General features: G+C 73.2%; 10 protein-coding genes. 7 read left to right on the top strand and 3 right to left on the bottom strand.

Annotation, left to right across the window (positions count from 1 at the left end; genetic code table 11):
• Positions 1-632: 632 nt before the first annotated feature.
• The 3 genes from ACFRCG_RS18270 (at position 633) to ACFRCG_RS18260 (ending at position 3,847) form a co-directional block, all read left to right on the top strand.
• Entirely contained in the window at positions 633-1,196 is a 564-nt protein-coding gene (locus ACFRCG_RS18270; protein ID WP_380032646.1) for a CAP family protein, read from the top strand.
• Positions 1,197-1,337: 141 nt separating this feature from the next.
• Complete coding sequence (locus ACFRCG_RS18265) at positions 1,338-2,474, top strand: winged helix DNA-binding domain-containing protein (RefSeq protein WP_380032644.1); 1,137 nt, start codon at positions 1,338-1,340, stop codon at positions 2,472-2,474.
• Between the two features lie 278 nt (positions 2,475-2,752).
• The gene (locus ACFRCG_RS18260; RefSeq protein WP_380032642.1) at positions 2,753-3,847 is read left to right on the top strand and encodes a LuxR C-terminal-related transcriptional regulator; all 1,095 of its coding nucleotides are present in this window, start codon (positions 2,753-2,755) and stop codon (positions 3,845-3,847) included.
• A gap of 11 nt (positions 3,848-3,858) precedes the next feature.
• On the opposite strand, the gene ACFRCG_RS18255 is transcribed toward ACFRCG_RS18260, so the two are convergent.
• Positions 3,859-4,950 (bottom strand): DUF5937 family protein, encoded by a 1,092-nt coding sequence (locus ACFRCG_RS18255; RefSeq protein WP_380032640.1) that lies wholly within the window; start codon positions 4,948-4,950, stop codon positions 3,859-3,861.
• Positions 4,951-5,193: 243 nt separating this feature from the next.
• Here ACFRCG_RS18255 and ACFRCG_RS18250 point away from each other — a divergent pair, with 243 nt between their 5' ends.
• A complete protein-coding gene (locus ACFRCG_RS18250; protein WP_380032653.1) occupies positions 5,194-6,468 on the top strand; it encodes an MFS transporter in 1,275 nt (424 codons plus the stop codon).
• A 34-nt stretch (positions 6,469-6,502) separates the two neighbouring features.
• Here the strand turns inward: ACFRCG_RS18250 and ACFRCG_RS18245 are convergent, their stop codons facing one another.
• Entirely contained in the window at positions 6,503-7,060 is a 558-nt protein-coding gene (locus ACFRCG_RS18245) for a hypothetical protein (RefSeq protein WP_380032638.1), read from the bottom strand.
• A 348-nt stretch (positions 7,061-7,408) separates the two neighbouring features.
• On the opposite strand from ACFRCG_RS18245, the gene ACFRCG_RS18240 reads away from it, so the two are divergent.
• Positions 7,409-8,632 (top strand): cytochrome P450, encoded by a 1,224-nt coding sequence (locus ACFRCG_RS18240; protein WP_380032636.1) that lies wholly within the window; start codon positions 7,409-7,411, stop codon positions 8,630-8,632.
• A 134-nt stretch (positions 8,633-8,766) separates the two neighbouring features.
• On the opposite strand, the gene ACFRCG_RS18235 is transcribed toward ACFRCG_RS18240, so the two are convergent.
• On the bottom strand, positions 8,767-8,934 hold the full coding sequence (locus tag ACFRCG_RS18235) for a hypothetical protein (RefSeq protein ID WP_380032635.1): 168 nt from the start codon (positions 8,932-8,934) through the stop codon (positions 8,767-8,769).
• 542 nt (positions 8,935-9,476) lie between these two features.
• On the opposite strand from ACFRCG_RS18235, the gene ACFRCG_RS18230 reads away from it, so the two are divergent.
• Together ACFRCG_RS18230 and ACFRCG_RS18225 are read left to right on the top strand one after the other, a co-directional pair.
• The gene (locus ACFRCG_RS18230; protein WP_380032651.1) at positions 9,477-10,292 is read left to right on the top strand and encodes a chitosanase; all 816 of its coding nucleotides are present in this window, start codon (positions 9,477-9,479) and stop codon (positions 10,290-10,292) included.
• 273 nt (positions 10,293-10,565) lie between these two features.
• The gene (locus ACFRCG_RS18225; RefSeq protein WP_380032633.1) at positions 10,566-13,511 is read left to right on the top strand and encodes an AAA family ATPase; all 2,946 of its coding nucleotides are present in this window, start codon (positions 10,566-10,568) and stop codon (positions 13,509-13,511) included.
• Positions 13,512-13,707 lie beyond the last annotated feature (196 nt).

Below are 13,707 nucleotides of genomic sequence, written 5' to 3'. Positions count from 1 at the left end.
ACCCGCCGCAGGTCGCTTTTCCCCCGGCCCGGGCCCCCGCCTCGACGCAAGCCCACACCCCGAAGCCCGCACGCCGGCGGCGGCCCATCACCGACTCGGACCGGCCGCGCACCGGCCACCCGCAACCCCAAGCGCAACGTGCGCCGCAGCAACCCGACCCACCCGGGAACGTAAGCCCGGCGGAACCCGACCCGACCCCCTTCCCGGCCACCCGCCGCAGGTCGCTTTTCCCCCGGCCCGGGCCCCCGCCTCGACGCAAGCCCACACCCCGAAGCCCGCACGCCGGCGGCGGCCCATCACCGACTCTGACCGGCCCCGCGCCGGAAGCGCCCGGCCCACTCGGGAAGGCCCTCCGGCGGGCTCGACCCGACCACCTTCCCGTCCCTGCTGCCGGCCGGGTTCGGACCGGCCCCGGACCGGCCCCGGACCGGCCCCGGACCGGCCACCCCCAGCCAGAAGCGCAACGCCCGTTGGGAACAGTCGGCGGCGCTGTCGCTCACCCGCCTTGGGGTGGTTCAAACCTTCCGTGCGCCGGATGGGTGAACCGGGTGGGAGTCGGTGGGGTTGGTGGGGGGTGGGCCCCATGCTGGGCCTGCGGTCGCAGTGGGTGGCCTGGGTGGAGAGGGGCAAGTGTGCGCAATCGCTGCGGAGTTCTGGTTGCGGCGGCGGCGGCGTTGTTGGTGGTGGCTGCGGCGGTGCCGGCGGCGGCGCGGCCCGCGCTGCCGGATGTCACCGACAATGCCTTCCTGAACGAGATGTTGGCCGCGATCAACACCTACCGAAGCCGACACGGCGTGCCGGCGGTGCGGTTGGATCCGGGACTGAATGCCTACGCCCGACAACGCGCGGCACAGGTGTCGGCCCGCGAGGGGCTCGACGAGCAGCACGCCGGACTGCGCGTCGGCACCGGCGAGACCCTGTTCTGGGCCGGCGGCAGTGTGTCGAGCCCGGCGTCGGCTACGGAGGCGGCCAAGGTCTGGTATGACGGGGTTACCCAATACGACTTCGGGCGCGGTGAATTCGGCCCGGACACCGGGAACTTCACCCAACTCGTCTGGAAGGGCAGCACCCGGATCGGCGCCGCCCGCTCCGCCGGTCGCGGTTCGCGGTGGCACGAGAACTACATCGTGGTGAACTGGCAGGCACCGGGGAACGTGATGGGCGGCTTTCGCGACAACGTGTTCCCGGCCCGCTGACCCCGTCGACGGCTCGACCTACGCGGAAGGCCCGGGAGCACGGGGCATCCCGGGCGACTCCGACCACCCAGACCACCCAGGCCACCCACGAAGTGGTAATGCGGAATGGACTCTGCCGCATTCTCGCGCATGCTTGTGCCCATGGAGCCCTCTTCCCGCGCACCCCACCCCCGGGTGTCCCGCCCCCCGGTGTCCCGCCGCGTGCTCAACCGGACGCTGATCGCCCGTCAGCTGCTCGCCGAGCGCACTCGCCGGCCCGCCGCGCAGGTTGTCCGACACCTGGTGGCCATGCAGGCGCAGGAGCCGAACTGGCCGTATGTGGGCCTGTGGTCGCGCATCGCGGAGTTTCGGCAGGCGGAGTTGACCGGCCTGTACACGGACAAGGACGTCGTCCGCGGCCCGCTCCTGCGCGGCACCCAGCACCTCGCCGCCGCCGAGGACTACGCCTGGATCCGGCCGCACCTCCAACCCGCGCCCGGGACCGAACTGCGCGCGAGCTACTACGCCGCCGAGACGCGCGGCCTCGAACCCAACGAACTCGCCGCCACGGGCCGGGAGTTGCTAGCCGACGGGCAGCTCGTCCGACGCGAACTCGGCCGGCTTCTGGGAGAGCGGTATCCCGGTCGTTCCGGGTATGTGCTCGCGGCGGCGGTCCAGCGCATGTTGCCGATCGTGCACCCGACGCCCAACGGCGTGTGGGGCGGCTGGGGCAACCGGCCGTCGGTGCCGATGGCCCTGGCGCCGGTCTGGACCGGGCGGGCGATGGACCCCACCCGTGACGTCCGCGAGCTGGTCGAGCGCTATCTGGCGGCGTTCGGCCCGGCGAGTGTGGCGGACGTACAGGCCTGGTCCGGGCTCAAGCGGCTGCGCGCGGTGATCGAGGCCATGCCGCTGCGGGTGTTGCGCGACGCGGACGGGCGCGACCTGTACGACCTTCCCGACGCCGAACTGGCCGCCGAGGACGCCCCCGCGCCGGTCCGGTTCCTGCCCGCCTTCGACAACGCCGTACTCGGCCACGCCGACCGGACCCGGATCCTGCCCGACGAGTACCGCCGCCGGGTCCTGCCGGGCAACTCGCTCGTGTTGCCCACTTTTCTCGTCGACGGGTTCGTTGCCGGTACCTGGTCCGTACACCCCACCGGTCTGCGCCTGACTCCCTTCGCCCCGCTGTCCGCCGAAACGACCGACGCGGTCATGGCCGAGGCGGCCCGGCTGTGCACGTTCGCCGCGCCGGCCGACGCCGCCGCCCGAGACGTCGAGATCCTGCCCCCGGAGTGATCACGAGCGCGCCGCCCATCCCCCACCTGAGGGATGGGCACCCGCCCACCCGCCGCGCACGATCGATCGGGTCGGGATCCGCCCACCCGAGGAGCTGAGACAACACCGCCCGCCACGCACACGAGGACCTGGAGAGCCGCCGAACGACCGGGAAGCTTCTGCCGATCCCGGAGGTTGACCGAATTCGAATCCGAAACCGAAACCGAAACCGAAAAACCGGATCCGACAGCCATCGACCCGACCAGCCCCCGACCAGCCCCGATCAGGACGGATCCCCCATGACCCGCCGACCCGACACCGACGCCTGGAAGCGGGACGAACTGCTCGCCCGGGCCGCCGACGCGCCGGACGCGCTCGCGTTGTTCGCCGGCGCGTCCACTCGGCTGCGCCGCCTGGTGCCCTTCGACGCCGCCGTGTGGCGTGCCACCGATCCGCTCACCGGGCTGATCGCCGCGCCGATCCGGGTGGAGAACCTGGACGAGGAGGGCTGCGCCGCGTTCTGGACCAGCGAGTCGGACCCGGACACGGTCAACGCGTTCCGCGACCTGGTCGACGCCCGCGTCCCGGCGGCGGCGCTGCGGGAGAGCACCGGCGATCGGCCCGAACTCGGTCCGCTCTACGACGCGTACCTGCGCCCGCGTCGTTTCGGCGACGAACTGCGCGCGGTGTTGCGGGTGGGCGGGCGGCCGTGGGGCAGCGTGAGCCTGTTCCGCGACCGGGACCGGCCCGCCTTCACCGCCGCCGACACCGAACTGGTCGCCGGCCTGTCCGCGCCGCTCGCCGGGCGGCTGCGCGGGTTCCTGCGGCCGGAGGAGCTCCCGGCCGACGCGGTCGCCGAGGCGCAGGAGGCCACCGGCGTACTGCTCTTCGACCGCGCCGGGCGCCTGGTCTCGGCCAACGAACAGGCCCGCGCCCGGATCGCGAGCGTGACCGGCGAACCGGGCGATCCCGCGGCGCCGATGACGCCGATCTGGATTTCCACCCTGGCCGCCGCCGGGACCGGCCGGGTCCGGGTGCGTACCCGAGCCGGGCGCTGGCTGGTGTGCCACGCGTCCCGGCTGAGCGGCGACGACGCGTTCACCGTGGTGATGATCGAGGCGGCTCCGGCGTCCGAGGTGTCCACGATCATCGTCGAGACGTTCGAACTGACCGCGCGCGAGACGGAGATCACCCGGCTGGTCACGAGCGGCCTGGCCACCGACGAGATCGCTCGCCGGCTGCACATCTCCACGCACACCGTGCGCGATCACATCAAGTCCGTGCTGGGCAAGGTCGGCGTCGCCAGCCGAGGCGAACTGGTCGCCAAGCTCTTCACCGAATACGTGGCCCCGGCCACCGCGCCGGCGGTACAACGGGTGCGCACGGCGAGCTGACCCGCCCGTCCCTATCGCAGCACGGCCGTCAGCAGATCGGTACCGAGCGCCGCCGTCGCCTCGGTGTCGAGTTCGTGGATCACGTACCGGCCGCGCCGCCGCGCGGTCAACAGGCCGGCCCGGCGCAGCACCGCCAGGTGTCGGGAGACCTCCGGCGCGCTCAGCGACCACGTCGAGGCCAACTCGCCGGTGGTGTGCGCGCCGCGCGCGAGGGTGCGCACCAGGCGCAGCCGTACCGGGTGCGACAGCGCCGCCAACCGCAGCCGCACCGACTCCATCGGCACCGCCTCGGCCGGCTTGTGATCGGGGACCGCGACCGGATACTGCACCACCGGCCGCCACCCGCGCGCGTGCACCACGATGAGGTGCGGCGCGCCGAAGACGGTGGGCAGGAAGGTCACCCCGTCGCCCACCGCGCTGGTCGTACTGTCCTGGAGCTTGTCCACCACGATCCGCTGCCGGTGCTCGTCCACCTCGATCGCCCCGGACACCGCCGCCAGCGCCTCGGCGACACCGCGCCGGGCCAGCAGATCGTTCTTGCGCCGCAGATCCGCCGTCAGCCGGGGGAGGACCCGGGCCCAGGCCGCGGCGAAGAACACGGCCTCGCACTCCTCCATCATGCGCCGCACCCGGGCCCGCACCATCGGCGGATCCGCGATCAGCCGCTCCGCGAAGGACGCCTGCCGCGAGCCCCGGGCGTACGCCAGGTCCAGGGTCCGTTCCCGGGTGGGCGCGTCCCGCAGCGGCGACGGCCTGCCGAGCAACAACCGGTCCGTACCGCAGGTGGCGACCAGTGCGGCGGTCACGTACGTGTCGTCGTCGAGCAGGTCGACCCGGTCCAACTCGGCGGCCAGCGTCGGCTCGGGATGCCCCGGCAGCAGGAAGTCCGCCTGCGAGGCCCGCCACAGGAACTCCGCCTCCAGCAACTGCTCGGCCAACTCCGGCCGCAGCGCCGACCGGGTCTCGACCGCCCAGTCCCGGTGCGCGGGATGGTGCGCGGGCTCGGCCAGTACATGCAGCATCGCGGTCAGCTCGGCCAGCGGGGACACGGCGAACAACAGCCGCTCGGCCGGCACGCCGGTGATGTCGATGCTCAGGCTCACCCCGGGATCATCGCAGGTGGTGGCGGTGCGGCCCATCTCGATTGACGACCATCGTCAATCGACGTGACGGCCGCCGGGCCCGCCGGCCACGGTGTCGCCATGACCACGACCCCGGCCCCCGCGACCCCCGATGGCACCGCGTCCGCACCGACCACGGGTGACGGCCGTGCCGGGCCCGACGCGGGGCGGCTCGGGCCGACGCCGGTACACGAGCGATCCCCGCGCCCGCGCCTGGCCACCCTGATGCGGACCTCCGGCGGCCCCCGCTACACGACCGCGCTCGCCGTGGACGCGCTCGGAACCGGGATGTTGCGCCCGTTCCTGCTGCTGTACGGGATCCAGGTGCTCGACCTCGGCGTGGCCCGCACCGGCACCGCGATGTCGATCGGCATGCTCCTCGGCCTCACCGCCGTGCCGTTCCTGGGCCGGTGGCTCGATCGTGGCGCGCGCAGTGCGGCGGTGGCCGCGGCGATGTGCGTCCGCGTCGTCGGCGTCGCGGTACTGCTCGGCAGCGCCACATGGGGTGGCTCCGCCGTGTGGGCGTTCACCGTCGCCGCGCTGTTCCTGGGCATCGGCGACCAGTGCTGGGCTCCGGCGCACGCGGCGCTGGTCGGTACGGTCGCCGACGAGCGGTACCGGGACGCCGCGCTCGCCGCCGGCCGGTCGTTGCGCAACGCGGGCCTGGGGGCCGGCGCGCTGATCGCCACGGTGGCGATGGCCGGGGGTACGGGGGCGCTGCGGCTGCTCGCGGCGGTGACCGGCATCGGCTACGCCGTGGCCGCGTTCCTGGTCCGCTCGCTGCGGGTGACCGCGACGCACCGGTCCGGGGATCGGGACACCCCCGGGCCGAACGAGCCGAAGTCGCGGGCCGCCGGGGGGTCGCGGATCACCGCGCTCGACGTGGCCAACCTCCCGTACGCGTTCTGCTTCAACGTCCTGGAGGTGGCGCTGCCCGCGGTGCTGGTCTCCCACCTGCACGCGTCGCCGGCCTGGTCGGCCGGCATCTTCGTAGGGAACACGGTCATCGTGGTCGCCACCCAGATCGCCGTCGTGGTCCGGCTGTCCCGATACCCCAGGCGCTCGGCCCTGGCCGGCGCGGGGCTCGTGCTCGCCGTGTCCTACCTGGGCTTCTGGGCGGCCGGCGGCCTGGGCGGCAACGGCGGTGCGGCGGCCATCGCGCTGGTGTCGGTGCTCTACACGGTGGGCGAGATCATGTACACCGGCAGCGCCGTCGCCCTGATCGTGGCCACCACACCCGCCCATCGCCTCGGCCGCGCGCTGTCCCGCTTCCAGCTGTCCTCCGGGCTCGGCGCCGCGGCGTCGCCGGCGGTACTGATGGCGCTGTTCGCGGTGGGGCCGGGGTTGTTGTGGGCTTCGTTGGCGGCGGCCACGCTGGTGGCGGCCGTGGCGGTACGGCGGTGGGCCCCGGACGACCACCGGGCGCCGGACTCTCGCGGGGCCGCCCGCCCCGGCACGGCCGACGGGGCCCGGTCGGTGATCGACCGGACCCCGTCGTGAGGGTGGTGCCGCGACCCCGGGCCGCGAGCGCCGACTACGCCGGGGGCACGCCGCCCGCGAGCGCGGTCGTCACGCTCGTGACCAGGCCGAGGAGGTCCTTGGCGATGTCGGCGACCACGGTCGGCACGTCGGGGTTCGGGGTGCCCGGGGGAACCGCGACGAGCGCCTGAACCGCCTCGAGCAGGTCCCGGCCGTCCTTGAGCAGCGCGGCCGCCGCGTCGGCCGGCGACAGCGCCACGGGCATCGACCCCGCGTGTACCGCGGGGGCGACGGGGGTGGCCGGGAGCTTGTCCAGCAGCGCCTTGGCCAGGGCCTCCAGGGAGGTGACCGCTTCCTCGACCTCGGCCGCGTCGGGCGGGACGGCCGTGGCGGCCGCGACCAGGTCGCCGACCGACTTGGTCACCGCACCGACCGCGCCCAACTGGTCGATCAGCTCGGTCGCCGCGTCCGGCACGGGTACCGCCACGGGAGCCGCGGCGACGGTGCGCGGTGTCGCCGAGGCGGTGCCGACCTCGGTGACGGCCACCGCCGCACCGGCACCCATAAGGAGAGACAGGCCGGTGGTGGCGGCGACGATCCGGGTGTTGCGCATGACTGACGGACCCTTCCATAGGGAAAACGGGGAGTGCTCATCAACGGTCGCCCGGAATCTCACCCACAGCAACAGGGGCATCACGTGGAGTACTGCTCCACGGCGTGTCGCCCGCCTGCTCCCGCGTGTCGACGATGGCCTCCTCGCGCGAGCCGCACGGTTCGCGCGACGGGAGCCCGGCCGACGGCGCGGCCGTCGTCGGGGTGTACGGGTCGTTGCCCGCGCCGCTTGCGTGCCGCGGACCCGGACCGGGGAACTCGGCGGGCCATGGCGAAGGTTGACGGTGTGAAAGGTGGCCGGCGCCGATTGTCCGGGCCGGCCCGTCCGACGGGGACGAGAGGCAACCACGTGGACGCGACCGCGATCGTCGAACTGCTCGACACACCCGAGACCCGGGCCAATCCCTATCCGCTGTACGAACAGGCCCACCGGCTGGGCCCGGTGGCGCGGGTGAGCGACATGCTCGTCCTGGTCACCGGGTACGCCGCCGTCGACCGCGTGCTGCGCGACCGGGACTTCGGCGTGGTCGACCCCGAGCTGACCGCCACGATGTTCGGCGACTGTCCCGAACCCCCGTCACTGGAACTGTTCGGCCGCTCGATCCTGCAGGCCAACCAGCCCGCGCACACCCGGATGCGCGCACCGATCGCGGCCGTTTTCACACCGCGGCGGATCGCCGCCATGCGGCCGGCCGTCGAGCGGGCGGTGGACCGGCTCCTGGACGACCTGGCCGTGGCCGGCCGCGGCGGCGAACCGGTCGACTTCATGGATCGGTTCGCCTTCCCCCTGCCGGTCGGGGTGATCTGCGAACTGCTCGGCGTGCCCGAGGCGGACCGACGTCGGTTCCGGGGGTCGGCGCACGACCTCATGACGGCCCTCGAGTTCATGACCGTCAAGCGTGATCTGACCGCCGCGGATCGGGCCGCCGTGGAACTCCGGGACTATTTCGCGGAGTTGGTCGCGCAGCGGCGGGCGCGCCCGCGTGAGGACCTGGTCGGCGCCCTCGTCGCGCGGCGCGACGCGGACCCGGACAGCGGGATCACCGACGCCGAGCTGATCGCCAACCTGGTGCTGCTCCTGGTGGCCGGGTTCGAGACCACCACGAATCTGCTCGGCAACGGCCTGGCGCTGCTGTTCGGGCACGACGGCGCGCGCACCGCGCTGGCCGGGGGGACGTTGCCGCCGGGCGACTTCGTCGAGGAGGTGCTGCGGTACGACTCGCCGGTCCAACTCACCTCGCGGATCGCGCTCCGCGACGGCTTGGAGATCGAGGGCGTCGCGGTGCCCAGGTTCGCCGAGGTGTTGCTGCTGATCGGCGCGGCCAACCGTGACCCGGTGCGCTTCCCCGAGTCGCAGCGGTTCGATCCGTGGCGGGCCGAGATCGCGCCGCTGAGCTTCGGCGCCGGGATCCACTATTGCGTCGGCGCCATGCTCGCCCGACTGGAGGCGACGGTGGCCTTCCCACGATTCCTGGCTCGCTTTCCCGCGTCGGCCCAGGCGCCGGGCGCGGTCCGGGACGACCGCCTGCTGCTGCGCGGATACGGCGAACTCCCGGTCACCGTGGGCGGTTGATCAGCCGACGATCGACCGCCGACAACGGGGCGACGCCCCGGCCGATGGGTGGCCGGGGCGTCGCGGGGGTTTGTGTCGACTCGCGGTCGCGCTGGGCGACATGGATCGATGCGAGTGGGGTCACGCGGGTCGGTTCACCCGGTCGTGGAGTCCCCGTGGGCGGCGCGCTCGTAGATCCGCTTGCCTCGGCCCGGCGGCAACGCGGGCTCCAGCTCCGGCAGAACCTCGGCCAGGAGTCGCTCGAAGTCGTCGTTGTCGAGCCACTCGGGCTCGGCCTCGGGCTGTCGCTGATGCTCGTCCATCCCCCGATGCTGTCACGTGACGGTGTGGTTGGCTGCCACGGAAGCCCAATCGATTGGCAAACGGCATCCCAACCCATTCAGGGCAAGACGACCAAGCCCTGTTCGAAATGGGCCGGTTCGGCCTGATTCACCGGCTCGCGCAGGGGGTGGGGCGGCCTGGTGATGTCCACTACATTCACGCGCGCCGACCTCGATCGGTTCCCGGATCCGTCGCGCCGACGGAGACCGGAGCGGCCGAGGAGGCCGGCGGATTCCCCGCCGTCCGGGGGTGATCACCGCCGAGCGGGCCGCGAACCTGATGGATCATCAAATCCTGGTGACGGGATGGTGAACCGTGGTGGGCGAGTTTGGCCGAGATGGGCTCTGCCCCTTGGCGACGGAACCCCGCAGTGCTTCAATGTGACTCGTCCTAGTTAGGAAACTTTCCTAACAAAGGATTCCAGCCGGCACGCCAAGCCCCCCGAACATGGCCGTCATCGGCCGGAACGGAGACGCACGTGCACGCTCAACTCGGACGCGGTCGCAAGCGCCTGACCCTGCTTGTGGCCACCGGCCTGCTGATCGCCGTCCCCGGGCCGCTGGCCCACGCGGCGACCACCGGCGCGGCATCGTCGGGTTCGACCGCCTCGGCCACGGCCGCCGCGCGCGTCGACCTCGACGACCCGCACAAGAAGGACATCGCGATGCAACTGGTGTCCAGCGCGGAGAACTCCTCCCTGGATTGGAAGGCGCAGTACAAGTACATCGAGGACATCGACGACGGCCGCGGTTACACGGCCGGCATCATCGGCTTCTGTTCCGGCACGGGCGACATGCTCGACCTGGTCGAGCTGTACACCGCGCGCAAGCCGGGCAACGTGCTGGCCAAGTTCCTGCCCGCACTGCGCAAGGTCAACGGCTCGGACTCGCATTCCGGGCTGGGCAGTTCGTTCGAGAAGGCCTGGGCCACCGCCGCGGGCGACGCCGACTTCCGCAAGGCGCAGGACGACGAACGGGACCGGGTGTACTTCAACCCGGCGGTCAACCGCGGCAAGTCGGACGGCCTGGGCGCGCTGGGCCAGTTCATGTACTACGACGCCATCGTCATGCACGGCGACGGTGGCGACCGGGACAGCTTCAGCTCGATCCGCGCCAACGCCCTGAAGAAGGCCAAGCCGCCGGCCCAGGGCGGCAACGAGACCACCTACCTCAACGCCTTCCTCGACGCCCGCAAGGTCGCCATGAAGCACGAGGACGCACACAGCGACACCAGCCGGGTCGACACCGAACAACGCGTCTTCCTCAAGGCCGGCAACCTCGACCTCGACCCGCCCCTGAACTGGAAGGTCTACGGGGACAGCTACTCGATCAAGAGCTGACCCCGACCCACGGCGGTCCCGGATCCCCCCGACCCGGGACCCCGACCCTTTCCGAGCACCGCAAGGCCGCCGCCCTCCCGCGGCGGCCTTGTGCACGCCCGGCGGGTCACTCGTGCGGTGGCCGCATACCGCGCCGAGTGCGCGGCCATCCGGTTGGTGCCGCTGTCGGGTCACCGGCGCCGGCGTGCCGACCGAGCTCCGCCGGCCGCCTCGGGCGAGTCGAGCCGGGACACGGGACCACCGGGTGTGGATGGGGCGTGTGAAGATGGCCCGGTGACGGATGTGGGTTGGGATGCGGCTTTGGTGGGGCGGGGCGAGGAGGTCGCTCGGCTCGAGGAGGCGCTGGGGCGTGGGCGGGCGGGCGATCCCTGTGCCGTGCTCGTGGCCGGGGACGCCGGTGTGGGCAAGACGCGGTTGTTGGCGGAGGCCGCGGCCCGGGCGGCCGGGGCCGGGATGACCGTGTTGACCGGGCACTGTGTGGACCTCGGCGATGTCGGGCTGCCCTATCTGCCGTTCGTCGAGGTGCTGCGGCGGTTGGAGGCCGACGAGCGCCATGCCGACGTGCTGGCCGCGCATCCGGCCGTGGAGCGACTGTTGCGGGCCGGCGGGGGCCGGGAGCACGCCGGCGAGATGCCGGACTCCGGGGTGCGACTGCGGCTTCTGGAGGACGTGGCCGGACTGCTCGGGGACCTGGCCGAGCAGGCGCCGGTGTTGTTGGTGATCGAGGACCTGCACTGGGCCGACCAGTCCACCCGCGATCTGCTGCGCTTCCTGCTCAGCCGACTCCTGCCGCAACGCCCGGGGGCGGCCGGCTACCAGCGGCTGACCGTACTCGTGTCCTACCGCTCCGACGACCTGCACCGTCGCCACCCGCTGCGCCCGCTGCTCGCCGAACTGGTGCGCCTGCCGTCCGTCGGGCGGCTCGACCTGCGGCCGATGGACGACGACGACGTGGCCCGCCTCGTCCGCGGTCTGGCCGCCGACCCGCTGCCCGAGGACACCGTCCGGGCCATCGTCGAGCGCGCCGAGGGCAACGCCTTCTACGCCCAGGAACTGCGCGCCGCCACCGACGACATCGACGGGGGTGTGCCCAGTGGCCTGGCCGAGGTGCTGCTCACCCGGATCGAGCAGATGTCGAGCGTGGCCCAGCGGGTGCTTCGCACCGCGGCCGTGGGCGGGCGCCGGGTCGAGCACGGACTGCTCCGGGACGCCGTCGAACTGCCCGACGACGAATTGGAGACCGCGCTGCGCGAGGCCGTCGGGCGGCACCTGCTGGTCGCCGACGAGGGTGATACGTACGCCTTCCGGCACGCGCTGACCCGCGAGGCGGCGTACGCCGACCTGCTTCCGGGCGAGCGGGTCCGGATCCACGCCGTGTTCGCCCGGCTGCTGGGCGAGCCGGGCCGGCGGGCGGGCAGTGCGGCCGAGCGTGCCCACCACCACCGCGCCGGTCACGACCTGCCCGGCGCGCTCACCGCCTCCGTCGAGGCCGCCGACTCCGCCGCCCGGATGGGTGCGCCGGCGGAGGAGATGCGCCGCCTCGAAGCGGCCCTGGAAGTGTGGGACGCGGTGCCGAACGCCCGCGAACTGGTGGACAGCGACGACGTGACGCTGATGATGCGCGCCTCGGCCGCCGCCGTGCGGGCCGGCGAGGCGCATCGGGCCGTCGCGTTCGCGCGCAGCGCGCTGGACCGGGTCGGCGAACACGCCGACGTCGACCTCGCCGTCACCGTGCGCTACACCCTCGCCTCCAGCCTGATGAACGTGGACAACCTCCACGCCGCGTTCGAGTACAGCAGCCAGGCGCTCGCGATGATCCCCGCGGAGCCGCCCTCGCGCACGTGGTTGTGGGCGGCGGCCACCCACATCCAGGCCGCCTACTACCTCAACGACGACGAGACCGCGCGCCGCCTGGGCCATCAACTACTGGCCGCCGCCGAGGAGTTGGGCACCGACGACGCGCTCGCCGACGCGATCATCTCGCTGACCGGGCTGGAATGGGGCAGCCGCCAGGTCCCGGAGGGGCGCGAACGGCTGAGCCAGGCACGCGACTTGGCGCACAAGTCGGGCAACACCGCGATCGAGCTGCGGGCACTGTTCAACCTGGCCATGGGCAGCTTCGAGTCCGGCCGACTCGCGGAGAGCCTGGGCTGGCTGGACGAGGGCCTGGAACTGGCCCGCCGCACCACCAGATCCACCTCGCCCTACCCGCTGGACATGCAGTACCTGCGCGCCCAACTCCTGTACACCCTCGGCCGCTGGGACGAGGCGCTCGAAGTGGTGCCCGAGACGGTGCCGTCCGCGTTCCGGCACGTCGCAGAGGCGGCGCTGTACGTCCCGCTGGGCCGGGGCGAGCCGGGCGTCGCGGAGCGGGCCCGCGCCCTGTTCGAGGAGCGGCCGTTCAACTGGATGGGCACCCTGGTCGGCAGCCTGGTGCTCACCGACGAGGCGGCCTGGCGCGGCGATTCCACGGCGGCGGCCGAGTGGGCGCGGCGCGCGCTCGACGCGTTGTCCGAGGACCGCAACCCCTACCCCGACGCGGGCATCCGGATCTGTGCCCTGGCCCTGTCCGCGATCGGCGACACCGCGACCGAACTGCGGGCGGCGGGGGACACCGAGGCGGCGGCCCGGGAGGTGGCGCGGGCGGAGCCGTTCGTCGAGCGGGCCCGCACCACGATGTCCTGGCCCAATCGGCGCTTCCCGCGCACCGGACCCGAGAGCGTCGCGTGGTTGTCACGCGCCGAGGCCGAGTGGTCGCGGGTGCGCGGCGAGGTCGACGTCGCGCTGTGGCAGAAGACCGCCGAGGCGTACGGCTACGGCAACGTCTTCGAGCAGGCGCGCAGCGAATTGCGGCTGGCCCAGGCCCTGGTGGCCGCCGACCGGCGGGAGGAGGCGACCGCCCTGGCGCAGCGGGTACGGGAGACCGCGGAGCGGCTGGGGGCGGTACCGCTGCGCGACGCGGTGGACGCCATGGTACGGCGCGGGCGGCTGGCCGGTGCGGCGGCGGCGTCGGCCGGCGAGGTGACGCTGACGGCGCGCGAGCGTGAGGTGTTGGAGCTGCTGGCGCGTGGGCTGAGCAATCGGCAGATCGGCGAGGAGCTGTACATCAGCGCCAAGACCGCGAGCGTGCACGTGTCCAACATCATGGCCAAGGTCGGCGCCTCCCGCCGCACGGAGGCGGTCGCGCTGGCGCGGCGCAGCGGGTTGATCCCCGACTAGCGCGTGTCTTCGAGCCCCGCCGGGGGCTTGAGGACACACGCCGGGGACCGGACCCGTCCGGCGGCGTGTCGCGGTGGTGCCCGGTGTGGGCTTCGCGGGACGGTCCGGGCGCCCCTCCGGCCACCTGTGCGCTCCCTTTGGTACCCGTAGCGTGCCTCCGCCCCGGGCATACCCCACTTGTCGGCCGGGAGGGGTT

It is taken from the genome of Embleya sp. NPDC056575 (assembly GCF_042793325.1).
Lineage (GTDB): Bacteria > Actinomycetota > Actinomycetes > Streptomycetales > Streptomycetaceae > Embleya.
This window is presented reverse-complemented; position numbering and strand designations above follow the sequence as displayed.